The sequence below is a fragment of the Nostoc sp. DedQUE07 genome (genome assembly GCF_034530975.2).
Taxonomy (GTDB): Bacteria; Cyanobacteriota; Cyanobacteriia; order Cyanobacteriales; family Nostocaceae; genus Nostoc.
Genome location: NZ_JAVRCC020000012.1, coordinates 12,790 through 37,141, shown reverse-complemented (window position 1 = coordinate 37,141; position 24,352 = coordinate 12,790). Strand labels below are relative to the sequence as shown.

The window sequence follows — 24,352 nt, the reverse complement described above, 5'->3', positions numbered from 1 at the left end:
ATGAGTCAAATGACATTATTTAAGCCGCCTGATATTTTTACAAAGCGTGTCAAAGAATTGAAAGATAACTCTGAGTTAGATCGAGAGCAAGCCCAATTATTACTTCAGGTAGAACTTGGCTTTGCCTTGATGGAGCGTTTAGAAATCGATGATGAACCAGTAACAGCAGTTTGGGCAATACTCAGTGGTATGCCTTTGCGACACCCACGTTTACAAAACTTAGATGAGGTGCAACGACGTGCAGTTGCTAACGCTCGGCAAATTATCCCATTTTCTGCCCGTTTTGCATGGTTGGGGTCATTACGTTTCTATATTCGCAATATTCCGCAAAACAGACGTAATTATGATTTTGATATTCAGGATTTAGATTCTCAGATTATTCATGCCGCGAAATGTCTGCGCCATCAAGTCCACCAAAATTTATATGAAAGCTGTCTGAGTGCCAATTTGGAGTTTCGCCAACGCAGGGTTGAACGAGTACAGGCTGGAGTTGCCTACCAATTCCAGGCTAAGACAGAAAAAGAAACAGTCACAATGCAAGTACAGTTCACACCAGAACATTTAAGTACTGCACGACAACAGCCTTGGTTTCCCACACCCCGCTCTCGTGAGCCTTTTTCATTGCGAATTCCAGATTTAGAGTCAGATGCAGAGTTCCTCGATCGCCGCGAACAGTTACTCGCACGCCGATATGGTTGGAATGAGACACAAAAGGGACACTGGGTAAGCCGCTTTCGCAAAATCAACTTTCATAAAATTCAGGAAGATGGCTCACTCAGTGAGCGGAATACAGAACCATTGGAGTTAGATGGTTTTGTACATCTTGCGGGACAAGTTGCTTCTGGGAAGTCTACCAAGTCAACGTTGCTTGCCGTTGATGTTGTGCGAAATCATCCCGATCGCCGCATCACATTAGTTGTCAGTGATGTACAGTCGGCAATTCGGTTAGCAAATCAAATTAATTGGTGGTTTTGTGACGACCCAGAAAACGATGAGCCTGTTGCTGTACCGTTATTAGGCCGCAGTAAACGAGACGCGCACCTGAAAAGCTTCTATGCCTCAAAAGACTTTCAGGAACACTGGCAACGCAAACAACCACACTGGGGCGATCGCTTTTTGGGAACAGCTTGTGCTTTACAAGGACTGCTACAAGCTAACGACATCTTCGACCGTTTGCACGGCAAGCCACTCAAGCCTGGAACCGAGCCATGTCACTCTTTGAAAGAAGCACCAAAAAGTGAAAGCGAAAGCGATCGCAAAAAACAAAACAATTACCCTGGTGTGTCTCACTTATGTCCGTTTTTTGCTACTTGCCCATCACAGCAGGTATATCGTGATATGCCAACTGCCCGTGTTTGGATTACAACTCCAGGTGCAATGGCAATGGCTGGGTTGCCACGTCATCTAGAACTGCGTCCAATCAAGATAGGAGAACTCGTTTATCTACATTCCGATATTGTTGTATTCGATGAAGTAGATACAGTTATCAAGTGGTTTGATGACGTATATGCTGAGGAAGTTTTACTGACAAATGGTGGCGTTTTTGATGACATTGGGGTGAAAACTGAAGATTACATGAGATTTAACCGTAGACCCCCACCATTGATGCAGCGATGGACTGGTGCAGAACGCGATGTCCAAAAGGCTGTCACAGCAACTTTGACACTATTAGACAAGCATTCGGGACACGAATTTCTAGATCAATGGATAGAACGTGGTTACTTTACGCCTAATTCCCTCCTCTACAAATTTGCTCGTCGCCTTGCCGGACTTGAAGAGTTAGATTTTCCTGATGCCACTGAGCAAGAAATTAAGGCTAATAACCGACGCGTACAACAGATAATGCAATATTTTGACGCGTTACTTGATGACGATCCATTACTTGGGCAACCCCGATCCAATTCTAAAGTTAATAGACTGGCTCTTCTGATTCAACAGATTAATAGTATTGGCGAAAGTGCTACCGACGATAGCATTTATCGTGCTTGCAAAGCTTGGATAGTTGACTTTTTTCCCAATACAGGAAAACGGTTAACACGACTGCGAGAAGAACTAAAAAAACGTCAAAACAATTCACAGCAGACAGCTAAGAAAAAGCGGCGAAACTCCTCAAAAAAGGAAGAACAATCAGATCCAGTAGACACCCTCGAAACCTTGGCTTATCGTTTACAGTTTGCGCTTACCATCACCCTTTTAGATCGGCACACACGCATTGTCTTTTACGAATGGCATCATCGACCGCCCACTCTGGATGATGAGCCACCACATCGCCGTATGCCCACAGCAATGTTAAATATTTTACCTTTACCTCCAACAGGAAGGCAGTTTGGTACTTACTATTCCCGCAAGGATGACAATCACAACCAATCTGAGAACAGCAGCGAAAATGCCTTATCTTTGTTCGCTTATACCAATATTGGTCGTTACTACGTTTTAAACTTTCATCGCTTGCTAACAGACTTGGATGGTCAACGCGGCCCTAACGTCTTGGGACTATCAGGAACTTCTTATCTACGAGATTCCACTCAGTTTCATGTTGGCAATCCCCAGGGTATTTTAATGCCAGAGCCAAGTGCAACAGAAGCGATCGCTCAAAGCCGCTTTAAGTTTCTGCCTCAATCGAACCGCAAAGATGAACCTATCCGTATTTCTGGGACACCTGAACGTCAGAAAATGGGAATGTTTAAAGAGATGGCACAAGCCTTAGTTGGCAACAACGGTAGCGGTCATTTAGGACAGGAACTTGAGGAATTGAAACAGCTTGACCAGAGCAATCCAGATTTTTGGCAGGATAGGGAACGCCTACTCTTACTCGTCAACTCCTATGACCAGGCGCGATGGGTAGCAGACGAAATTCGTCAATGTTGGTGGGGTATGCGAGATAAAGTTTACCATTTGCAGCGCGATCGCACAGAGACTTTGACTGATGATGACATCGACTATCAATCAAGGATGGAAGTTGGCGCTCTCAACCGTGCTGACATCGAAACTTTCGCGCTTACTGGTGGCAAAATCCTGGCTGCACCGATTAGTGCTATGGGACGCGGATTCAACATTTTGAATGCAAATGGCAAAGCTGCTTTTGGTGCGGTTTGCTTTCTCACCCGTCCCTATCCTCATCCACATGATACTCAAGCGATCGCTCAAGAAATCAACCGTCGGGCTTTAGATTGGGTAGAAGATAGAAATTTCATTGCTTGGCAAGGAGACGGAATTTTAGGGCGTGCGGAAGCGGTGCGCCAATTGGCTGCGCGTTATTGGCGATCGGTAGAACATCGTTCTTACTACAAAACGCTGTATCAAAATGAAGAATTACGTGCATTTCCCCGTCAAGACTTAGCCGCAACCACTGCTGGTGTAATCGTTCAAGCCGTAGGTCGTCTTTTGCGTGGAGGTGTTCCCTTTCACGCTTACTTTGTCGATGCTGCTTGGGCACCAAACTATGACAAAGAGCAACAGCCTGATACACCACGTACCAGCTTGCTAGCAGCAATCATCGATTTGCTTTGTGAATATGTTAATGAAGATGTTATCAGTCAAGCTTTATACCAATCAATAGCAGATGCTTTGGCTGATATCGATGGCTTTAACTGGGAAATAGACCCAAGAGATAGAGAAAGAGTATGACTAGTAAAATTACACCAGCAAATATTTTGCTACCTGCACGCATGAGCTTGGTGACAGATGCGTTTGCCAATCTAGAGATTGCTGTGCTGCCATTTCCTTTTGTTCAAGTGGTTGCAGACTTTTGCCACGATATAAAACAAGTTTTGTATCGTGGCAACAACAGGGAGGTTAGGTGGCCTTATCGCCAGTTAAATAATGCTCTGCTTGCCTGTGCATCTACGCTCACATACGGCTTTGAGTTTCATAGTTTTGACGAGGAAAGCCAGCTTTCCTTATATCAGGCATTAGCGGTGGGAACGCCAGAGAACTCACTGAAGACTCCCACACCCCAGCAAATACATCAATTAGTGATAATTTGGGCGCAGGAATGGACGAACCAGTATCGTGATAAAGGTAAAAAAGATGAAGTGAATAGCGTGTGCGATCGCTTCCTCGAAAGGATAGCTGTAATACCGCCAGATTGGCAATGGCAACCCATCAAGCCGGAAACACTTGTGCGGGATATTAACACAGAGAGAGGATTGGGATTTCAAGCTATTCCCAGTCTTCTCGCAACCATGTTGCACGGGAAGAAGTGCATAATTAACTCTGGAAAAACAGAGCAGGAAATTCAATGGCGCAAAGTACAGGGAGGTGGTTCGAGTAAGGTTGGACTCTACGTAGTTAGTAAGCCGTTTAAGGCAAATTACACGGATAATAATGGTAAGGAAAGAGAAGGTTATTTTGCTTACCGCCTAGACTTTAATGTCCAGACGCAAGCAGGACGTTTCAATAATAACAGCAATTTAGAACCGTGGATTTTCTTACATTTAAGTTGCCAGCGATATCCTCATGAACCCTTATTAGATGGCAATTATGGTCGTGACATCTCTGTTCTCATGGGTATGAACAAGGCACGTTTATCTGATTACGAGGTAGATTCAACACTAGTATGTCTAGTCATCGATAAGAACAAACAAGAAGAAAATTTGTGGAAGTTGCAACTGCCAGAATTACTTGCAGCATTCAAAGCACGCGCTCTAGAACAGCCAGAAAATATTTTTAATAATCCCCCAGCTTTTGGTAATTTAGATAACTTAAATAATTGGGGTGAGAGGGACGAATACTATATAGTTCATGCTGAGGGCTATGGGTACGAGCATGAGAAACGTAAACGAGGACACAGTATCAAAACAGGATTTAGTTTTCTAGAACGAGGCGATATCATTGCACGAGTACTAGAACAGATCAACGACGTTTTGATACCAGATAATCCGATGCAATCTGATATTCCTACGCCATCTGGTCAGAAAGCACCACTAGCTATGCGCGATTACGAATTTATTTCTAGACCTCGTAAAGGACGCGAACTTTATCAACAAATTGTTGCTGATACTATTTACAGAGCATTGCAAGGTAAGCCAATGCATATCTTTCTCATTTATCGAGAACAAGACACTTGTGAGACTGTTTACCAGCAATTACGTGATGTGTTCCTTCTCAATGAAAATGAAGATTTTCCAGCACACATTACAGTTTCAAAAATTTTGATTGATAATGCCAAGCTTTTAGAAAAATTTAATACGGATGGACTTAAGCCTAAAGATGGTAGCCAATTCGACAGACGGATGCGTAATGAACATCAAGCGAAGCGAGACCTATGGCGTACCTTTCTCCAGCAACGTGCTATTCCTCTGAGAAATTTTGAGACTAATCCCCACTGTTTAGCGATTATTGAAATTGGCCGAATTAAAACAAAGGGAGTTCTCCCCCAACAAAATATCAAAGGAGCTATTCGTGAAGCTTGTATCAGAGAGGGAATTAGTTCCCAAATGATACAGACGGTTACACCAAAATCAAGTGATACAGAAAATGGCCAGAATAAACTACCATCCTACAGCAAACCAACAAAAGGACGTGTGATGAATGCTGTACTGGATGGAACATTACGTCAAATTGGGGCGCTATACGGACTACCTTCTAAGGTGTACGAGCAAGCAAAGATAACGAAAGAAATTGCCCAAGACTTAGATGTAATTGCCTTTTATCGTCACAAAACTAGCCAATTTCAAGGCGATATTCACTATGCTCTTGCCGTTCGTCTGCGTGCAACGGGTGCGGTAGATGTACTACTTCCCGATGCTAATGATTGGATTCCTTACACGCAAGCGGGAATTGCTGTCGGAAAAATTTTTGCTGAAGCACGTCGCGATCGCCAAGAAAATAAAAAGCGCCTTCAAAGTAAAATTAAGTTGAACGGCACGGAATTAGTACAGTTTGTTGCACGCGTACTAACTAAACATTTAGACCGAGCAACTATTGTTCTAATTGAAGCTGAAGGCTGGCGTAACGGACGCGGCGAAGACAATGATGGCAAAATCTGGCCCCAGTTGCAAAATGAGAACCTTCTGGCAAAACGCAACGTTCTCGACTTTTGCCATGTTCCTGGTAACAGTTGCGAGTATAAACGTGACAACAAACAACTACAGAACTTATTATCAGTAATTCGTATTCGCACTGGTAAAGAAACACCGCAGTACATTACCAATCGAGAAGCTTGGAACGAAGATTGTCCAACACGAGATTTCCAACACCTGAGCGGTTTTTACGATAAGTCAGCACCAGAACTACTACATTACTTCTCTGTAGGAAGGCTACCAAAAACACAGAAGGCACAAGATGAAATGCCAATACCCGAATTTTATAAACTTGGCTTTCAAGAGGATAAATACGGTGCTAACATTCCATTCAAACATCAACAGATGGTGGAGATAGTGCCGTTCTTTGTACGCTCAGATTTTCAGACAGAAGAAGCTTTAAAGGCACTATGTCGAGTACCTCACTATTTAAGATGTTCACCTGCTTGGTCTATGGGAAATATCATTTTGCCATACCCAATGCATTTAGCCCAGGAAATCATAGAAGATCATCTATGCATACTTGGTGTAAATTTATAAATTTAACGTGAGGCATAACGAAAGAAAGAGGATGGTTGATCGCACCGCAGTTGCCGTAAACGGGAATCCAAATCCCATAGTGTGGTTCAGACATAGCTTTCTAGAACCTTTGTAGTCGGCACTAAAACTTTATTTTTGCACCTTAAAAATATACTTTAAGTCGGTAGATTTATAGTAGTATAATATGAGATTTGCATAGGTGAGGATAAAAAACAAGGTATATCTCCCCAGTCCCCATTTAATTTGGAGGCAAGAATGTCAGAACCACGCTATGGTATTTGGGTTCCTGTTGGGGGTAACTTTGGCCCTCTCAATACACCAGATGAACCGATTGATGCTAGTTATGAACGCACGCGATCGCTAGTATTAGAAGCAGAACGTTTAGGATATGTCACCACCTTAGTTGCACAGCACCTTGCCAATCCCCGTAGTCTGGATTTAGAACAGTTGGAAACTTGGACAGCCTGTGCCGCATTAGCTGAAGCTACGGAAAGTATAGAAATTATCGCCGCGATTAAACCTTTATTATTTCATCCAGCCGTTCTAGCAAAGATGGCCTTGGGTATTGATGCAATCAGTGGTGGACGTTTTGCCATAAACCTAATTAGTGCTTGGTTTCGCCCAGAAATGGAGCGTACTAATATCCCCTTCCCTCCCCATGATGAACGGTATCGCTATTCTGGTGAATGGTTGCAGGTTGTTAGAGATTTGTGGAGCGGTGAGAGGGTGAACTTCGAGGGTGAATATTTCAAAATCCAAGATTTGAGCCTCCGACCCTTCTCTGTTGCTCAACCCTATCCTCGTATCTACCTGGGAGGAGCATCAGACCCAGCACAGATTTTAGCAGCCCAACAAGCTGATGTTTACTTCATCAACGGTCAGCCGATTGAAGATGTCCGCCAAGTAATTAAGCAAGTTTTAGACCGACCACGTTTCCTACCCCAACCAGTCCGTTTTGGTCTGTCAGCCTTTGTCATTGCCCGGACTACAGACGAAGAAGCGCAAGCAGAACTAGAACGACTCATGGCACTGCAAAAGTTGGAAGAACAATATAAGTTAAGTGTTGCTAAAGGAGTTGACCCAGAAGCCGCCATGTTCAAACTCTTCGCCAAAAATCCGGCTGTTGGCGGCAATGGTGGTACAGCCGCAGGATTAGTGGGCAGCTATGATACAGTAGCCGCTCGCGTTGCAGCTTTCGTTGATGCAGGTATCGATACTTTCATGTTGCAATTTAATCCCTTTGTTCGGGAAATGACGAGATTTGCCGAAGAAGTTATGCCACGGGTACGACAATTGCAGAAAGTATAGGATTAAAGAGGGTACATGAATAGTCAAGTTATTACGGATGTTTCTCAGATAACTCTTGAATGGATTAATTCAGTACTGTTTGACGATAATTCTACATTGACTACCAGAGTCGAAGACTTTGCGATGCCTGCGGCGGGCTACGCCTACGCAGCTTCAGGTAGTGACAATTCTCACAATGCTATAATTCAGCTTAAATATCAGTCAGAAACCTTAGAAAGCTTACCAAAATCACTGTTTTTGAAAATATGTGCAGGTGAAAATAATCTCTTTGGAAATTCTGAAGTAAATTATTACATACGAGATTATATTAACCTCGCAAATCGACCGATACCAGCTTGCTATCAAGCACAATATGACGAAAAAACTCGTCAATATCACATCCTGATGGAGGATTTATCTGTCAGCCATCGTTCCAATCGAAAAGTACAACCAACACTTGCTTATGGCTGTGCAGTTGCTCAATCTCTAGCCCTATTACACGCACATTTCTGGGGAACCGAAAAATTACAATCTCTGAACGCCAGCATTCCCCACAAGACTGAAATTGAGCGATATGTAGCTCAAGCCCAACTTGGCTTAGTACCTATGTTAGAGGAACTGAAGGCAGAGATTGATTCTTCTTGGAAGTCTGTACTGATAGATGTATTTCAGTATCATCCTGCGAAAATGAGCGATCGCACTGTTGATTCATCTGGATTCACACTAATTCATGGCGATCTCAATCCGGGTAATATCCTATCTCCCTTGAATGCCAACGGAAAAACCTATTTGATCGACCGTCAACCATTTGACTGGTCGCTGACTACATGGCTAGGAGTTAGCGATCTTGCATATATGATAGTGCATTGGTGGGAAACCGATTTACGACGACAATGGGAAATACCAATTTTAAATGAGTATCATACAAGTCTCATCAGTAATGGTATTTCCGGCTATAGCTGGGAGCAACTAATAAATGACTATCAACTTTGTGTTGTTCAAAGTATTTACGTTGCTACACAATGGTGTGCATCAGCAGAAGGGCGTCGTCACATGAAATGGTTGTGGTTTCAGCAATTGCAGAAATCAATAGTAGCTTTCTTTGACTGGCAATGTTTTGAGTTATGGGCATAACTATCTTCTACCATCTCAAACAGAAATATACAGGGTAGAGGGTGGATATTGCCATTTCCAACTCTTCACTAAAAGTCCAATAGATAATTAACTTGTAAAACTAAATGTTTGACAAACTAATAATTAGAGTATCATATTAACTGTAATTCGCCTTATACACTGTTTGTATATATTATGCAAACTCTATCTACTGCATCATTATTCAGACAAAGTAGCAGTCATTAGTCACAAACAAATCAGCGATACCTCCGGTATCGCTACCGTTAACGCAATGCCAAAAAGGAGAAAAGGAATTGCTAACAGAAAATGAAATACAACTATCCGCTGATGTGCTGGTAATTGGTGGTGGCCCTGCCGCCGCATGGGCAGCATGGGCAGCCGCATCCCAAGGAGTCAAAGTCATCATTGTTGATAAAGGTTTTCTGGGTACGAGCGGTGCAGCTGCTGCTAGTGGTAACGGCATTATGGCTCCTTCTCCAGAGAATTGGGACAAAGTTTTATCGGAGCGTTATCGCATAGGAAAAAACCTCGCTAACTCACGTTGGATCGAGCGTGTGATCGAAAAAACTTGGCTGAGTTTGCCCTTAGTGGAAAGTTGGGGCTATCGTTTCCCCAAAGAAGATGGGGAATCTGTGCGCCAGAGCTATTATGGGCCTGAATATATGCGGGTTCTTCGCAAAAACCTTTTGCGTGTTGGTGTACAAATTTTCGACCAAAGTCCGGCTCTAGAACTTTTATTGGCTGACGATGGCTCAGTAGCCGGGGCAAGAGGCGTGCAGAGGCAACATCATCGTAGCTATACCGTTCGTGCTGGTGCAGTAGTCTTAGCAAATGGCGGTTGTGCATTCTTGAGTAAAGCATTAGGGTGCAATACTAATACTGGTGATGGGCTGCTGATGGCAGTAGAAGCTGGTGGCGAACTCTCTAGTATGGAAGCTTCCAATCACTATGCAATTTCGACCGCTTTTAATGCCACAGTGACGCGGGGTGTTCCCTTTGGCTGGGCTAGTTACAGTGATGAAGCAGGTAACGATCTTGGTGGCTATGTCAATGGTCGTCGCGATCCATCGTTCCTTCCCAATGCCCTGCTGAAAGGCTCCGTTTATGCTCGTTTGGATAAAGCCACACCTGAAGTCAAAGCAGTAATTGAAAAGTCTCATTTCATCGCTTTTCTACCGTATAAAAAAGCTGACATTGACCCCTATACAGAACGAGTGCCTGTAACACTAATTTTAGAAGGTACAGTCCGTGGTACAGGTGGAATTCGTCTGACCGATGATAGTTGTGGTACAAAGGTTCCTGGCCTCTACGCCGCCGGTGATGCAGCATCGCGGGAGTTTTTAGCTGGGTTAGCTTCTGGAGGTGGTGGCCCCAATGCTGCTTGGGCAATCTCTACAGGGCAATGGGCTGGAGTTGGGGCAGCTAGCTTTGCGAAAAGTTTGGGCGCTCAAGCAAATGAACGGGTTGCGCGTCCTACTGGTCAAGTGGGATTGCGATCGCCTACGGCGGGGCGTACATCGCCTTCACCATCTTCTGAAACATTTGATAGTGAAGCGATCGTGCGTGGCGTACAAGACCAGATGTTCCCGTTAGAGAAGAACTACTTACGTTCTGAGCAGGGACTTCTGGATTCCCTCGCCAAATTAGAAACCCTGTGGCAGCAAGTACAAGGGAACCCAAAACAAGATACAGTGCGCGATGTGGAATTTTCTCGTCGAGCGGCTGCTCTGACGGCTGTAGCGCGATGGGCATACTTTAGTGCTTTACATCGCACGGAAACGCGCAGCGAACATATTCGCATGGACTATCCCGAAACCGATCCAAATCAGCGTTATTACCAAGCAACTGGCGGTTTAGATAAACTTTGGGTGAGGCGCGATTGGATTAAGGATGCCATCGCTACACCACCAGTACCAACCTCTCAAACCACACCCTCTGTATCAAAGTTGTAATAGGAACAGAATCATGATCGAGCTTGTCAGCCATAAACTCTGTATCAATTGCAATCTGTGCGTCCAAGTATGTCCTACTAATGTTTTTGACTCAGTACCGAACCAACCACCTGCGATCGCCCGACAAGAAGACTGTCAAACTTGTTTCATGTGTGAGGCATATTGTCCTGCGGATGCACTCTATGTTGCGCCCCAATCTCACACCAATGTTGCAGTCAATGAGGATGATTTAATTGAAAGTGGCATCATGGGTGAATATCGTCGCATCTTGGGTTGGGGATATGGCAGAAAAAACAATAGTGAATTAGATACTGCTCATAAACTACGCCAACTACCGCGCCCCTATCAAAGTTAATGTGAGTAGGCTTGATTCTTAGGAGCAGGCGCACTGGCGGCACACCACCCGCTACGAATGGAAGAAACAAGTCAAATTCTCTTCCCTTCTGCCTCCTGCCTTCTGCCTTGTTTCTTGAAAGAGGGATACAACTAAGAATCAAGCCTTTGCAGCCAAGCAAGTTTTTGGTCAGATATTGGCTCAATAGCACCCTGAAAAGTAATTTTTGTGACGTTATCAGAGTTTTCATTAGCTGGAAAAGTTGCTTTAGTAACTGGAGCAGGACAAGGTTTGGGACTAGAAATTGCCAAATCACTTGCCAAAGCTGGTGCGCGTGCGATCGTCAATGGGCGAAATTTTGAACGCCTTAATCAAGCAGTTGCAGTTATTGAATCAATTGGCGGATTAGGTTTTACGTTACCGTTTGATGTGACAGACGAAGTTGCGGTTCAAAGTGCGTTTATTGAGATCCGAGAAAAGCACGGCTGTTTAGATATTTTGGTTAATAACGTGGGAATGCGCGATCGCCGTGGATTGTTCGAGTTTGAAATGGATGCAGTGCGTCGGTTAATCAATGCTGATTTAATTGCACCATTCAATTTGTCACGAGAAGCGGCAAAACTGATGATGCACAGAGGTGAAGGTCGAATCATTAATATTACGTCAATTGCAGGACAACTAGCAGGTGCGGGTGACGCAGTTTATACGACAGCTAAAGGAGGACTTGAAGCCCTAACCCGTACACTTGCGGCAGAACTTGGGGCTTTTGGAATTACAGTCAATGCAGTCGCTCCAGGCTTTTTTGCAACTGAGAGTAATGCTGATGTAGTTGCCGATCCAGAAGTCACGGAATGGTTGAAACATCGAACTTCTCTCGCGCGTTGGGGATCTCCACAAGAAATTACAGGCGCTGTTGTGTTCTTCGCTTCTCCAGCCGCATCTTACATCACCGGACAGGTTTTAGCTGTTGATGGTGGCTACCTTTCCCATTTCTGATTAATTATTTTACCCGTAGATATACTTTTTCGGATCTTGCATTTGCAGCTTATCTGTGTGAATATTCTATGAGCAAAATACGGCAAATTGCTCGAATTATCGTAGTATTGATATTGCTTATAGTTTAATGTACGTATGTTCAGTAAGTATTTACCACATCGACTGATGAGGATTGTCAGCAGCTTTCTTCAAAATTATGAAATATCCCGAATTGGCATATTTGCCTTATTCTTTACCTGTGGGTTAACTTTGACTCTTGTGATATCTGCGTGTTCTGCCACCAATACAGGTAACTCTGTAGCAACACAGACAGCAAATCAAGGTGTGGTAGTTCGTATCGGCTATCAAAAAGCGGCGACTATCCTCAGTGCTCTCAAAAACCGAGGCAATTTAGCGCAAACTTTAAAGACTGCTGGTGCTTCGGTGACATGGGCAGAATTTCCCGCCGGCCCACCGATGCTAGAAGCAATGAACGCAGGTAGTATTGACTTTGGCTATACAGGTGAATCACCACCAATATTTGCCCAAGCCGGAGGTACTCCCTTGCTTTATGTTGCTTACGATCCTTGGAGTCCCAAAGCTGAAGCAATTATTGTACCGAAAGATTCACCAATTAAAACGGTTGCTGACCTTAAAGGGAAAAAAGTAGCCTTTGCTAAAGGCTCGAACAGTAACTATCTTGTTGTCAAAGCTGTAGAAGCTGCCGGATTAAAGTATAGTGACATTCAACCAGCACATCTAACACCAGCAGATGCCCGTGCAGCATTTACTGGTGGTAACGTTGATGCTTGGGCAATTTGGGACCCTTACCTAGCAGCAGTTGAACACGACACAAAGGTTAGAAAATTAACAGATGCGACAAATTTAGCACCAAATCGGGGTTACTATCTTGCACGTCAAGAGTTTGTTAATTCTCACCCAGATTTGTTGAAAACCCTGTTAGATGAAGTAAGCATTGTAAATAAATGGGCAACAAATAATCCAAAAGAAGTTGCCAAGTTTTTAGAACCAGAGTTAGGTATTCCCGCAGCAGCATTAGAAATTGCCGAAAAACGACGAAAGTATGGTGTTTTACCGCTAACAGATGAAGTAATCACTCAGCAACAAAACATTGCCGATACTTTTCACAAAATCAAGCTAGTTCCCAAACAAATCCAAGTCAAAGATATTGTTTGGAACAGTAATAAATCTTAGAAATTCCTCCCTACTCGCAAAAGCTTATGGACATCAACACCCAACAAATAAAAACGGATGTACTTGTCATTGGTGGCGGTACAGCCGGGACAATGGCTGGAATTAAAGCTAAACAAGCAAATCCCAATGCAGAGGTGCTGATCTTAGAAAAGGCTAACATCCGACGGAGTGGTGCGATCGCAATGGGTATGGATGGCGTGAATACCGCAGTTATTCCCGGCCATTCTACCCCAGAACAATACGTGCGCGAAATCACCCTTGCTAACGATGGCATTGTCAACCAAAAAGCCGTTTATCAAACAGGCAAATTAGGTTACGAAGTCATCCAAGAATTAGAAAGTTGGGGTGTGAAATTTCAAAAAGATGCCCAAGGCAACTATGACTTAAAACAAGTGCATCGTGTGGGTAAATATGTCTTACCCATGCCAGAAGGTAAAGACCTCAAAACAATTCTCACCCGACAAGTTAAACGCCATAAAGTCAAAGTGACAAATCGCGTCATGGCAACCCGTGTATTAGTCAAAGAAGGACGTGCTATTGGTGCGGTAGGATTTGATGTCAGAAACGGTGATTATATTGTCATTCAAGCTAAAGCAGTCATCCTGTGTACAGGTGCTTGTGGCAGATTAGGATTACCTGCTTCCGGCTATCTCTACGGCACTTATGAAAATCCTACCAATGCCGGAGATGGCTATTCAATGGCTTATCATGCAGGTGCAGAACTTAGTAATATTGAATGCTTTCAAGTTAATCCTTTAATCAAAGATTACAATGGCCCCGCCTGTGCTTATGTCGCCGGGCCTTTTGGCGCACATACAGCTAACGCCGAAGGAAATCGCTTCATTAGCTGTGACTATTGGAGTGGTCAAATGATGTTGGAAATCTGGAAAGAATTAAATTCTGGAAAAGGGCCAGTCCAATTGAAAATGACCCATCTTGATGAGGATACAATCGCTGAAATTGAATCAATACTCTGGGCGAATGAACGACCAAGTAGAGAACGTTTTCATCAAGGTAGAAATGAAGATTATCGCACCCACGGCGTAGAGATGCACATTTCCGAAATAGGCTTATGTAGCGGTCATAGTGCCTCTGGTGTGTGGGTAAATGAAAATGCTCAAACAACCATTCCAGGTTTATATGCAGCTGGAGACATGGCCAGCGTTCCCCATAATTACATGATTGGAGCATTTGTTTTTGGTCGCATAGCCGGAACTCATGCCATTGAATATATCCAAGATTTAGATTTTATTGAACCAGATACAGATTTTTTAGAAGCTGAAAAATACAGAATTTATGCACCATTAACACGTCCCAATGGTGTACCTCACACCCAAGTAGAATATAAATTAAGACGCTTAGTTAATGATTATCTGCAACCACCAAAATCAGGTAATAAAATCGAGATTGGTTTAAAACATTTTGTGCAATATCAAGAAACATTAGATTTAATGGGCGCTCGCGATCCTCATGAATTGATGCGTAGTCTAGAAGTTCACTTTATTCGCGATTGTGCAGAAATGGCAGCCAGAGCATCATTATATCGCCAAGAAACTCGTTGGGGGCTTTATCATTACCGCTTAGATTATCCAGACAAAAATGATGAAGAGTGGTTTTGTCATGTCAACTTAAAGAAAGATGAATTAGGACAAATGATATTGTTTAAGCGTCCTGTTGATCCTTATATTGTGGAAGTAGATACAGCCAAAGAATTATACAATGTAGTTGTGAGGTAATATATTTAATCTCATGAGAAGTCTCAGTGTTAATCTTAACAAAGTTGCTCTACTCAGAAATTCTCGAAATTTTGGTATACCAAGCGTAATCAAGGCAGCTTCTACTTGCATTCAAGCAGGCGCACATGGAATTACAGTTCACCCACGTCCAGATGAACGACATATCAAATCTAAAGATGTTTATGAATTGGCAGAAATGCTAACTGTTGAGTTCAATATAGAAGGTAATCCATCATCTCAATTTTTAAACATAATACGAGAGGTAAAGCCAACACAGTGTACTTTGGTTCCTGATGCACCTGACGCTTTTACCTCAGATCACGGATGGGATTTAGCTACAAATGGCTTTTGGCTCAAACCAATTATACAAGAGTTAAAAGAACTTGGAATCCGAGTCAGCCTATTCTTAGATACCGACTTAACTCAAATCGAACTTGCTAAACAAATTGGGGCAGATCGCATAGAGCTATATACAGAACCTTATGCCACAGCTTTTCGTAAGGATGATGTGGAATCAGTTTTTCAAAAGTATCAGCAAGCGGCAAAAAAGGCTCAAAAAATTGGTTTAGGAGTCAATGCAGGACACGATTTAAACTTACAAAATTTAGAGAAGTTTTGTTCAATTCCTAATATACTTGAAGTTTCGATTGGTCATGCTCTAATTACAGATGCTGTAAACATAGGACTATTTAATGCTGTAAAGGAGTATTTAGAAATTCTTTCTGCTAATTAATTATTATTAATAGAAAATCGTTGATATTTGGTAAATGTATTACAGTTTAGTAAAAGAAATATGTGTTACAAAGCCATAATTTTTGACCTGGATAATACACTGTTTAATTTTGAGCTATGTGAACGCCAAGCTATTCTGGGAGCCTTAGAAGATTGTGCAGTATCTTTAGATTTAAATGGAGTCAGTGAGACTATTTTTCTTCAAGTCTTTGAAACTTATAATTCCAAGTATTGGAGACAGCGAGAAACTTTTTCTCCTAATGAATTAATCGAGATGTCTTATCGAAGTACACTTGCTCACTTAGATATACAAACAGATCAAATCAGCAATCTTAGTCAAAGTTTTTGGCATATTTTTAATCATTCTGCTGTAATGGAACCTGATGTAAATGAAGTACTAACTGTTCTCGCAGGTAATTATCGTTTGGCTGTCATCACCAATGGCTTTGTATCAGCACAACTACCGAGAATGCAAGCTGCGGGAATTGAGCATTTTTTTGAAGCAGTTGTAGTTTCTGAAGCAATTGGTTTTGCTAAACCATCTCCTGAAATATTCCATCATGCTTTATCTAGATTAAATTTAACACCAGCAGAAGTTATTTACGTTGGAGATTCTCTAAAGCACGACTATGCAGGAGCAACACAAGTCAAAATGGATTTTTGCTATTACAACAGAAAAAATCAAAATTTACCACAAGAAGCAAAACCAAAGTTCATGATAAGTGAACTCTTAAATTTGCTGAAATTGTTTAATTAACAGATTTTTCATTGATTCATATAAAGTTAGATTTTAACTAGTTTATTGTAAATTGTTTTGAAGAAATTTTTAATATGTCCATATATAATTCAATTGGTCAACAATACTCCAAAACTCGCATTCCTGATATCCGTATTGTCAATAAATTAATTGATTTACTCAATTTACCCAAAGGTAGCATTATTGCTGATATCGGCGCTGGTAGTGGTGGTTACAGTCTAGCGCTAGCTAATAAAGGATTTATTGTTAATGCTGTTGAACCTTCTGTAGTTATGCAAAAACAAGCAGTAGAACATCAGCAAATTAAGTGGTTTACTGGCTATGCGGAAAATTTACCTCTACTAAATAACTCTGTTGATGCTGTTATAAGTATCCTAGCGATTCATCACTTTTCTCATCTCGAAAAAGCTTTTCAGGAAATGAACAGAATAATTAGAGATGGAGCAATAATTTTGTTAACTTTTGATATTAGATTAGCTCAGAAAATATGGCTTTATGATTATTTTCCGTTTTTGTGGGAAGATGCGTTACGATTTTTACCACTTAACGAACAGGTTAATTTAATTCAGAGTAATACTAAAAGGCGTGTTGAAGCTATACCCCTTTTTTTACCATACGATTTATCTGATTTATTCGCAGCAGCAGGCTGGAGACGACCAGAGTTATATCTTCAACCAGAAGTACGTGCAGGGATATCATCTTTTGCTTTAGCTAATCAAGATTTAGCAAAGCAAGGAGTAAAGTTACTTACAGCAGATTTAAGTAGTGGAGAATGGAGCAAAAAATATGGTGATATTTACAATTTGACAGAGATTGATATAGGCTATCGTTTTATCCGTGCAACACTGGATAACTAAATAATTGTAATTTAAAATTAAATTATGACAAACAAAGTTAGTGTAGGTGACAAAGTTAAAATTAGACAAGCTGGTATTAAAGATGTAGCGAGGATTGCTAGTCTTTGCGAACAACTTGAATATTCTGTGACTAATCAAGAAATAGAGCAACGCCTTACTAAAATTAAAAATAACGATACTCATATTGTATATGTTGCCACTATAGAAAATGAATATGTAATTGGTTGGGCGCACGCTCATATTTGTGAATCAATAGTTATTCCGACTCCAGCGATTATTTTGGGATTAGTTGTAGATAAAGATTATCGTCATAGTGGAATTGGAAGTTTTTTGATGCAACAAATTGAACAGTGGGCTTCTCTGGCTGGATGTGATAGTGTTTTGTTACGTTCTAATATTAAACGCAAAGAAGCTCACTTTTTTTATGAGAAAATTGGTTATACCAATATAAAACAATCACTGACTTTTCAGAAACAACTTACAATCGTGAGATAATTCATCCAAGCTTACCACATTTATTTTAGCGATTAGCAGTTTCAATACAAAATTATGGAGTTAATTTATGGCTTTAATCAATCAAAGAATAGATGTTCCTGTGATCGTTGATGAATCAAAATGTTTAGAAAAATGCACAGCCTGTATTGAAGTTTGTCCCTTGGATGTATTGGCGAAAAATCCAGAAACAGGCAAAGCTTACATGAAATATGATGAGTGTTGGTTTTGTCTACCTTGTGAAAAAGAATGTCCAACCAATGCAATTACTGTGCAAATTCCCTTTTTATTACGTTAACTATCTCTGGTAAAAATTAATGAACAATGAACTCAATCATTGGCTAAAAATGTTGCGATCGCCTGACGTAAACGAGCGGATAGTAGCTGTCAAAACCTTGCAACATCTAGGCGATGACGAAACAATCGATGCTTTAATTATCGCTTTGAAAGACGAACATATTACTGTTCAAAAAATAGCAATATCTGCCCTTTGGGAAATTGCCAATCCTGTGGCGATTCCTGCTTTAATTGAATGCTTAAATTCAGCCAGTTCAGATATTCGCACTGAAGCGGCATCAGCATTAAGCGAGTTAATTACACAAGATGAATTGTTACTTTTACTAGAGAAGCTCCAAAACAATGATGTAAATATTCAATTAAATATTTTGGTACTTTTGCGGAAGATACATGATATTCAATCTTTACCCGACATTTTACCATTTTTAAAATCAAAAAATCCTGAGTTAAGAGAAGCAGCTGTTACGACACTGCGATATATCAATCAACTAGAAAAATGTCCACAAGCTTTAAATTTAATCTTTGATGAGGAAGCAAGTGTACGTCGTGCTGCTGCTTTAACTTTAGAACATTTGCAAGATGCAGAAGCGATCGCAATACTTTGTCAAGCACTTACAAATGATAGTGACTGGCAAGTTCGCCGGAATGCAGCTAAATCTCTGGCTCTTCATGCAAATAATCAAGCAATTTCAGCATTAGAAATAGCTTTAAATGATGAACATTGGCAAGTGAGGAAATCAGCAGCACAAGCTTTGCAAAAAATTCCAGATATTCAAGTTATACCAAGATTAATTCAAGCATTAACAGATGAATATGCAGATGTCCGCAAAGAAGCTGCGATCGCACTTGGAAATTTAGCTCATCCCGACGTTATTAACCCCCTACAACAAGCCTTAGACGATCCTGACAAAGAGGTGTCCATCCAAGCGCAACGTGCAATTCAGAAGATTCAAACAGATAGAATAGTCTCAAGGGAGTAGTAAATAATTAAGAGAAATACCAAGCCGCTCAAAGCTTTGCTAATTTCGCAGTATAAATTCTTTACTCCAAATTATTGACCTCTGCTTATCATCAATATTTATCAGATGGACTTGATCGACAAAACAACGATAATTTAAATCCAAATGCTGTGCTTCTTCTAACACTTGCAAAAATTTATCTGTATCTTTTGTAAATTTTCCTAGCGTTAAATGTGGAACGAATGGTAAATTTTTCCTGAAATATTCAGCTAATATGCCTGTATATAATTCATAGTGTAGTTTTACCATATCTACTTTTCCTTCTTCAACCATTAAAAACATATACTCATCCCATGATTTTTGTAATCCTTTGAGATAAATAGGAAATGTTGTCCATTTACTCAACATACTATCAGCATGAATAATGAGATGGTTTTCATTAATAGACTCGCTTACGGGAAATACAAGTGTAATATGTGGCTCAATTAAATCAAATTGTAGGTCATATTTCTGCCTTATTTGATTGATATGTTCCGTGTTAATATTGGGGTAATGTACGAGTGCGTAAGACATACTCATAAATTATTAAAGGTTATACAGCAGATTTCAAATTATCTAGGAGAACTTACACCAACATGAGGTACACAAATATCCTTTCTAACACCCAGAAGATATGACTACAGTCCATGAGCAAGAAGTCGTCCAACTACTCAAAAAAATCATCGAACTTACTTTAAAAAATGATATCGTTAGTTTGGGAATGGTGCGAAATCTCCGCATAGTTGATGACTATATTTACTTACGTTTATATATTGGTTCTCATCAGTACCACTTACAGCCAGAAATTCAATCTAAATTATCATCTCTATCTTGGTGTAAAAAAACTTATATTCAAATTTGTACAATTCCAGGCGTAAAAATAACTTTAGGTATTTCTAGCGGTAAAGGTGGTGTAGGCAAATCCACAACAGCCGTCAATATCGCCGCAGCTTTAAAATTACAAGGTGCAAAAGTAGGACTATTAGATGCTGATGTTTATGGCCCCAATGTTCCCCAAATGTTGGGTTTAGGAAAAGCTGATATTCAAGTGATTAATACTCCCACAGGTGATAAGTTTTTACCTCTAGAAGCTCAAGGAATAAAAATAATGTCAGTGGGTTTACTTGCAGAAGCAAATCGTCCGTTGGCATGGCGAGGGCCTGTATTGCATAAAATTATCACGCAATTTTTGCAAGATGTGGAATGGGGAGAATTAGATTATTTATTGATCGATTTACCTCCCGGTACAGGTGATGCTCAAATTACAATTATCCAAGAAAGCCCAATTTGTGGAGTCATTTTAGTGACAACTCCTCAACAAGTGGCTGTTGCAGATGTACGACGTAATATATATATGTTTCGCCAAGTGGGTGTTCCTGTTCTTGGCATTATTGAAAATATGAGTTATTTAATTTGTGGTGATTGTGGTTCGCGCACACCGATTTTTGGTAGTGGTGGCGGCGAACAATTAGCCGTAGAATTACAAGCGCCTCTGTTGGGACAAATTCCCATCGATCCCCGCATTTGTAGCGGTAGTGATACGGGAAATCCGATTGCGATAAACGAATACGCTTCACCAGCAAAGGAGGTTTTTACACAAATAGCTACTTCATTAAATACTACTTTTACGTGACACGATAAAACTACGCAACTTGACCAAGCTTAGTAGCTTCAGGAACTTCAATCAATTGTCCTGTTTTGACATCGTAGATATAGCCATAGATCGGAATTTCATTCGGAACTAAGGGATGCAAACGAATTCGTTGGACATCTGTAGAGATGCTTTTAGCTTGGTCATCAATAGTTAACCAATTGATAAACTTGCCTTCGCCCGATCCCGACCCAGATCCAATATCTGACCAACCTATTTCATCTAGCTTGGCTGTTTTGAGGCTACTAGAAAGTAAATTGCTGATGATTTCATTGGTGAAGGTTTCCATCCCGCAATTAGTGTGATGAATTACAAACCATTCACGCGTACCAAGTAATTTATAAGAAATCACTAAAGAGCGAATCGCATCATCGCTAGCACGTCCACCTGCATTACGAATTACATGGGCATCTCCTTCAGCTAATCCAGCAAATTTAGCTGGGTCAAGTCGAGCATCCATGCACGTGAGAATTGCAAACCGACGAGATGGGGGTATGGTGAGATTACCTTTATCACCGAATTTATCAGTGTAACTAAGATTAGCTGCCAGAACTTCTTCTACAATTTGGCTCATTTTGAGTTGATATGGGCGATCGCTAGTAGGGGCGCAAGGCCTTACGCCCCTACTAACGGTGTGGTTCAAATACACGAAAACTGATGTAATTTGTTTGACGCAGAGGCGCAAAGAGTAGGAGTTTAAGACAAGTTTCTACGATCTATGCGGGGTAAAAGACCAATGTTCGGAGTTCGATACTTTCTCGTGGGGGAGCGTTGGCTGGGCTGGTGGGATCTTCAAAGGCTGTATGGGCGGCAAAACGGGCGTGTCCGTCTTCTGCGGAGTCGAAGCATTTGATAAATACTGCTTCGTTTCTGTGCATTTGTGGGAAATAGAACCATTTATGTTGGGAGTTGTACGTGACTCCGTATGTCTCACCAACCCGATCGCGGTAGACAAGATCGCCAGCTACAAGCTCTGTGGGGGCGATACTTTGCGCGTCACAAAGTGCTAAGGGTGACTCTTGGATTGGTTGTGCGATCGCTCGCCAAACATTGATGATGGCAAATCGTTGTTTTAGTAACGTATCAATATCATCATCATCTATGCCTCGCGCTGCTAGTTCCAAACGGGCGCGAGTATAGCCTGATTTGGCGGTGAAGTCGTTGTGTACGCGCTTGGCGGGTTCTTTAATATTATTCTCACCTGGCTTGGAGTTACCAGCGTTACGAAGAGTGTGATCGAATATCACTACCTTCGTTGCACCTGTCACCTCTTTTAACAATTGCTCGGCTTCTGGATAGTAAACGCGGCGTATTTCGTCTTCATCGTAAAAGTTGCGGACATTAGTATTATGTCCAGTAAAGGCGAATCCTTCTCGATCTAACGAGATGTTCTCTGAGATAGAGCGAGCATTGTAAATTGGCAGTTTGTGCGTCTGATAAGTTGCGTTCGTGCGGGGAATCCCGGTTGGCGGTTCGTAAGTATAGTTAACAGGTTTTTCTGCCATTGGAACCAGGTAACTGAGGTTAGCCTCTACGGATGGCAGTTCTTGGGAAATCGGTCTATCTAGAACTTGGTTATTTAAGCTCATAGGTCATCCCATTTTGGATTTTGGTTAATTTTTGGTCAATACTCAACAGTTAACGGTTCACTCCCCATTACCATACCTTTGTGCCCTATTTTTGAGATGCACCAACAGGAACAGGTTCACCGAGAACCTTGGCGAATCTTTGCAAATAGAAGTCCACAGGGTTTGCTACTGCTTGGATTGAGGAGCGATCGCTTAACCTGTTCCACCATGTCTGCAAACGAGGTGTTTCTGCTGGTAGTGTGAATTTGCGGAAGTGTTCTAAGAGTGGTAAACGTTCAAACCAGGGATAGAAGCTGATATCAACTAGGCTAAATTGATCTCCTAAGAAGTAATCACCTTTGCCTAATCCTTCTTGTTCAATATATAAAAGCGCTTCTGTGAACTCTTTTCGTCCTTGTTCTTGTTCGGTGCTATCTTTACCACGCAAAAATTTGTTAAAAGCCGGGACAAGGCGAGTATTGGCGTAGTCTATCCAAATCCGAGCGATCGCTTTAGCTGCGGGATCGCGGGATAACAAAGGTGGCTCTGGAAAAACTTCATCTAGATATTCATTGATAATAGCGGACTCGTAAATTTCAACATCCCCATGTTTGATAGCCGGAACTTTACCATAGTGCGAAATCTGCGTGTACCCATCTGGTTTATTTTGTAAGTCAATTTCTATCGGGGTGAAGTCAATGCCTTTTTCCAGTAAGACTACACGAGTACGTTGAGAAAAGGTAGAGGCTTTGGCGAAGTACAGTTGGATGTTGCTCATGAAATCTTTTCCTTGTAAGAATCGTGACATGCAGACTATTTGAGATTGCACAACTCAAACTAAACCAATAAAACAGAAGCTGTTCATGAGCGATCGCCCACTATGGATGAAAGAAACCATTCTGTTTTCTGATTAGTGCAGTTAAATAATTGACTGGCAGGTATCTACATGAACTAGATGTATACTACACTTTATCGGTCGATTTAATGTATTTTAAATAGTATACAGTCTTTATGAAAATATGCATACCTAATTATTTGTGCAACCAAATAAATAGCTAGACATAATCAGGCGTTTGTACTCTGGGATGCTTTTTGTTGGCTGTGGCGTTTATCGCTCATTCGCAATCCTTACTGGCCACATCTGGCAGCTAAACAACTTGGACACGATAAACTCTGGCCTGTTCAATGCGATCGCGCTTGGCTGCGATCTCAACTGGGTTTAATTGAGCATCAACCACCTCAAACCCTTGCTGTTTACCGGTAGGGGTTGTAGCTATTCGACCAAACATGGTATTATATGCATTCTAGTTATCATAGTGCTATTTTTTACTTCAATACTAAGCATACAAAATTTCTGTTTTGCTAACATTAAGCTTTGCTAATACTATTTCAAGGCTGGTGATATGCAAGGCTGCTAAAACTTCATCAAAAAAATTAGTAGAGACATTAGATTTCAACGTTTTTACCAATGTCCTCATCCGTGCAAATTATTTTAATCCAAAGGTAATAGGTTAAAGGAAAAAACACTATGAATAGAGTGAACGCAAAGCGCACGAAAGGCAACACAACCTAACAACTAGAAACGTCTATCCCCCCTTAATCCTGGTTTACTACTCTCAAAAAACAATAATCGAATCTAGATTCTGAGATTTAGGTTGAATCAAACTTTGAAGCTTTATTTTTTAACATAAACTAAAAATTGTAGACAAAAAGTAGAAACCAAAACCCGATAAAGTTTTGGGTTATTGCATTCTCAAAAAGTGACAAAAGAGGATAAAAAAGGGGCGAATGGATCTCTTGTGCG

The 24,352-nt window shown here is 41.3% G+C and carries 21 protein-coding genes; 16 read left to right on the top strand and 5 right to left on the bottom strand.

Annotation, left to right across the window (positions count from 1 at the left end):
• From RMZ95_RS12230 to RMZ95_RS12160, 15 genes are all read left to right on the top strand, one after another.
• The gene (locus RMZ95_RS12230) at positions 1-3,627 is read left to right on the top strand and encodes a hypothetical protein (RefSeq protein ID WP_322683786.1); all 3,627 of its coding nucleotides are present in this window, start codon (positions 1-3) and stop codon (positions 3,625-3,627) included.
• Positions 3,624-6,563 (top strand): RNaseH domain-containing protein, encoded by a 2,940-nt coding sequence (locus RMZ95_RS12225; protein WP_322683785.1) that lies wholly within the window; start codon positions 3,624-3,626, stop codon positions 6,561-6,563. The genes RMZ95_RS12230 and RMZ95_RS12225 overlap by 4 nt, the downstream gene beginning before the upstream one ends.
• A gap of 255 nt (positions 6,564-6,818) precedes the next feature.
• On the top strand, positions 6,819-7,871 hold the full coding sequence (locus tag RMZ95_RS12220) for an LLM class flavin-dependent oxidoreductase (RefSeq protein ID WP_322683784.1): 1,053 nt from the start codon (positions 6,819-6,821) through the stop codon (positions 7,869-7,871).
• A 15-nt stretch (positions 7,872-7,886) separates the two neighbouring features.
• A complete protein-coding gene (locus RMZ95_RS12215; protein ID WP_322683783.1) occupies positions 7,887-8,984 on the top strand; it encodes a phosphotransferase in 1,098 nt (365 codons plus the stop codon).
• Positions 8,985-9,277: 293 nt separating this feature from the next.
• Complete coding sequence (locus RMZ95_RS12210) at positions 9,278-10,936, top strand: FAD-binding protein (protein ID WP_322683782.1); 1,659 nt, start codon at positions 9,278-9,280, stop codon at positions 10,934-10,936.
• Positions 10,937-10,949: 13 nt separating this feature from the next.
• Entirely contained in the window at positions 10,950-11,291 is a 342-nt protein-coding gene (locus tag RMZ95_RS12205; RefSeq protein WP_322683781.1) for a 4Fe-4S binding protein, read from the top strand.
• A gap of 207 nt (positions 11,292-11,498) precedes the next feature.
• The gene (locus RMZ95_RS12200; protein WP_322683780.1) at positions 11,499-12,266 is read left to right on the top strand and encodes an SDR family oxidoreductase; all 768 of its coding nucleotides are present in this window, start codon (positions 11,499-11,501) and stop codon (positions 12,264-12,266) included.
• Between the two features lie 135 nt (positions 12,267-12,401).
• Entirely contained in the window at positions 12,402-13,460 is a 1,059-nt protein-coding gene (locus RMZ95_RS12195) for a sulfonate ABC transporter substrate-binding protein (protein WP_322683779.1), read from the top strand.
• A 26-nt stretch (positions 13,461-13,486) separates the two neighbouring features.
• The gene (locus RMZ95_RS12190; RefSeq protein WP_322683778.1) at positions 13,487-15,196 is read left to right on the top strand and encodes a fumarate reductase/succinate dehydrogenase flavoprotein subunit; all 1,710 of its coding nucleotides are present in this window, start codon (positions 13,487-13,489) and stop codon (positions 15,194-15,196) included.
• A gap of 13 nt (positions 15,197-15,209) precedes the next feature.
• On the top strand, positions 15,210-15,929 hold the full coding sequence (locus tag RMZ95_RS12185) for a pyridoxine 5'-phosphate synthase (protein ID WP_322683777.1): 720 nt from the start codon (positions 15,210-15,212) through the stop codon (positions 15,927-15,929).
• A gap of 60 nt (positions 15,930-15,989) precedes the next feature.
• Complete coding sequence (locus tag RMZ95_RS12180) at positions 15,990-16,685, top strand: HAD family hydrolase (protein ID WP_322683776.1); 696 nt, start codon at positions 15,990-15,992, stop codon at positions 16,683-16,685.
• Positions 16,686-16,759: 74 nt separating this feature from the next.
• A complete protein-coding gene (locus RMZ95_RS12175; RefSeq protein ID WP_322683775.1) occupies positions 16,760-17,542 on the top strand; it encodes a class I SAM-dependent methyltransferase in 783 nt (260 codons plus the stop codon).
• A gap of 24 nt (positions 17,543-17,566) precedes the next feature.
• Entirely contained in the window at positions 17,567-18,037 is a 471-nt protein-coding gene (locus RMZ95_RS12170; protein WP_322683774.1) for a GNAT family N-acetyltransferase, read from the top strand.
• A gap of 67 nt (positions 18,038-18,104) precedes the next feature.
• Positions 18,105-18,332 (top strand): ferredoxin family protein, encoded by a 228-nt coding sequence (locus tag RMZ95_RS12165; protein ID WP_012408944.1) that lies wholly within the window; start codon positions 18,105-18,107, stop codon positions 18,330-18,332.
• Positions 18,333-18,351: 19 nt separating this feature from the next.
• Positions 18,352-19,311, top strand: a complete 960-nt coding sequence (locus RMZ95_RS12160) for a HEAT repeat domain-containing protein (protein WP_322683773.1) — start codon at positions 18,352-18,354, stop codon at positions 19,309-19,311.
• Between the two features lie 39 nt (positions 19,312-19,350).
• Here RMZ95_RS12160 and RMZ95_RS12155 read toward each other — a convergent pair whose 3' ends face one another.
• The gene (locus tag RMZ95_RS12155) at positions 19,351-19,863 is read right to left on the bottom strand and encodes a 2'-5' RNA ligase family protein (RefSeq protein WP_322683772.1); all 513 of its coding nucleotides are present in this window, start codon (positions 19,861-19,863) and stop codon (positions 19,351-19,353) included.
• Between the two features lie 100 nt (positions 19,864-19,963).
• On the opposite strand from RMZ95_RS12155, the gene RMZ95_RS12150 reads away from it, so the two are divergent.
• Complete coding sequence (locus RMZ95_RS12150) at positions 19,964-20,962, top strand: Mrp/NBP35 family ATP-binding protein (RefSeq protein WP_322683771.1); 999 nt, start codon at positions 19,964-19,966, stop codon at positions 20,960-20,962.
• Positions 20,963-20,972: 10 nt separating this feature from the next.
• Here RMZ95_RS12150 and RMZ95_RS12145 read toward each other — a convergent pair whose 3' ends face one another.
• The 4 genes from RMZ95_RS12145 to RMZ95_RS12130 all read right to left on the bottom strand — a co-directional run bounded on the left by RMZ95_RS12145 (position 20,973) and on the right by RMZ95_RS12130 (position 23,837).
• Entirely contained in the window at positions 20,973-21,554 is a 582-nt protein-coding gene (locus RMZ95_RS12145; RefSeq protein ID WP_322683770.1) for a carbonic anhydrase, read from the bottom strand.
• A 142-nt stretch (positions 21,555-21,696) separates the two neighbouring features.
• Complete coding sequence (locus tag RMZ95_RS12140) at positions 21,697-22,569, bottom strand: CmcJ/NvfI family oxidoreductase (RefSeq protein WP_322683769.1); 873 nt, start codon at positions 22,567-22,569, stop codon at positions 21,697-21,699.
• 85 nt (positions 22,570-22,654) lie between these two features.
• On the bottom strand, positions 22,655-23,326 hold the full coding sequence (locus RMZ95_RS12135; RefSeq protein WP_322683768.1) for a glutathione S-transferase family protein: 672 nt from the start codon (positions 23,324-23,326) through the stop codon (positions 22,655-22,657).
• A gap of 370 nt (positions 23,327-23,696) precedes the next feature.
• The gene (locus RMZ95_RS12130) at positions 23,697-23,837 is read right to left on the bottom strand and encodes a hypothetical protein (protein WP_322683767.1); all 141 of its coding nucleotides are present in this window, start codon (positions 23,835-23,837) and stop codon (positions 23,697-23,699) included.
• Positions 23,838-24,352 lie beyond the last annotated feature (515 nt).

What these genes read in the sequence shown, in the direction of transcription:
- RMZ95_RS12230 (WP_322683786.1), top strand. Translation starts at nt 1, where the DNA reads ATGAGTCAAATGACATTATTTAAGCCGCCTGATATTTTTACAAAGCGT.
- RMZ95_RS12225 (WP_322683785.1), top strand. Translation starts at nt 3,624, where the DNA reads ATGACTAGTAAAATTACACCAGCAAATATTTTGCTACCTGCACGCATG.
- RMZ95_RS12220 (WP_322683784.1), top strand. Translation starts at nt 6,819, where the DNA reads ATGTCAGAACCACGCTATGGTATTTGGGTTCCTGTTGGGGGTAACTTT.
- RMZ95_RS12215 (WP_322683783.1), top strand. Translation starts at nt 7,887, where the DNA reads ATGAATAGTCAAGTTATTACGGATGTTTCTCAGATAACTCTTGAATGG.
- RMZ95_RS12205 (WP_322683781.1), top strand. Translation starts at nt 10,950, where the DNA reads ATGATCGAGCTTGTCAGCCATAAACTCTGTATCAATTGCAATCTGTGC.
- RMZ95_RS12195 (WP_322683779.1), top strand. Translation starts at nt 12,402, where the DNA reads ATGTTCAGTAAGTATTTACCACATCGACTGATGAGGATTGTCAGCAGC.
- RMZ95_RS12190 (WP_322683778.1), top strand. Translation starts at nt 13,487, where the DNA reads ATGGACATCAACACCCAACAAATAAAAACGGATGTACTTGTCATTGGT.
- RMZ95_RS12185 (WP_322683777.1), top strand. Translation starts at nt 15,210, where the DNA reads ATGAGAAGTCTCAGTGTTAATCTTAACAAAGTTGCTCTACTCAGAAAT.
- RMZ95_RS12180 (WP_322683776.1), top strand. Translation starts at nt 15,990, where the DNA reads ATGTGTTACAAAGCCATAATTTTTGACCTGGATAATACACTGTTTAAT.
- RMZ95_RS12175 (WP_322683775.1), top strand. Translation starts at nt 16,760, where the DNA reads ATGTCCATATATAATTCAATTGGTCAACAATACTCCAAAACTCGCATT.
- RMZ95_RS12170 (WP_322683774.1), top strand. Translation starts at nt 17,567, where the DNA reads ATGACAAACAAAGTTAGTGTAGGTGACAAAGTTAAAATTAGACAAGCT.
- RMZ95_RS12165 (WP_012408944.1), top strand. Translation starts at nt 18,105, where the DNA reads ATGGCTTTAATCAATCAAAGAATAGATGTTCCTGTGATCGTTGATGAA.
- RMZ95_RS12160 (WP_322683773.1), top strand. Translation starts at nt 18,352, where the DNA reads ATGAACAATGAACTCAATCATTGGCTAAAAATGTTGCGATCGCCTGAC.
- RMZ95_RS12155 (WP_322683772.1), bottom strand. Translation starts at nt 19,863, where the DNA reads ATGTCTTACGCACTCGTACATTACCCCAATATTAACACGGAACATATC.
- RMZ95_RS12150 (WP_322683771.1), top strand. Translation starts at nt 19,964, where the DNA reads ATGACTACAGTCCATGAGCAAGAAGTCGTCCAACTACTCAAAAAAATC.
- RMZ95_RS12145 (WP_322683770.1), bottom strand. Translation starts at nt 21,554, where the DNA reads ATGAGCCAAATTGTAGAAGAAGTTCTGGCAGCTAATCTTAGTTACACT.
- RMZ95_RS12140 (WP_322683769.1), bottom strand. Translation starts at nt 22,569, where the DNA reads ATGAGCTTAAATAACCAAGTTCTAGATAGACCGATTTCCCAAGAACTG.
- RMZ95_RS12135 (WP_322683768.1), bottom strand. Translation starts at nt 23,326, where the DNA reads ATGAGCAACATCCAACTGTACTTCGCCAAAGCCTCTACCTTTTCTCAA.
- RMZ95_RS12130 (WP_322683767.1), bottom strand. Translation starts at nt 23,837, where the DNA reads ATGTTTGGTCGAATAGCTACAACCCCTACCGGTAAACAGCAAGGGTTT.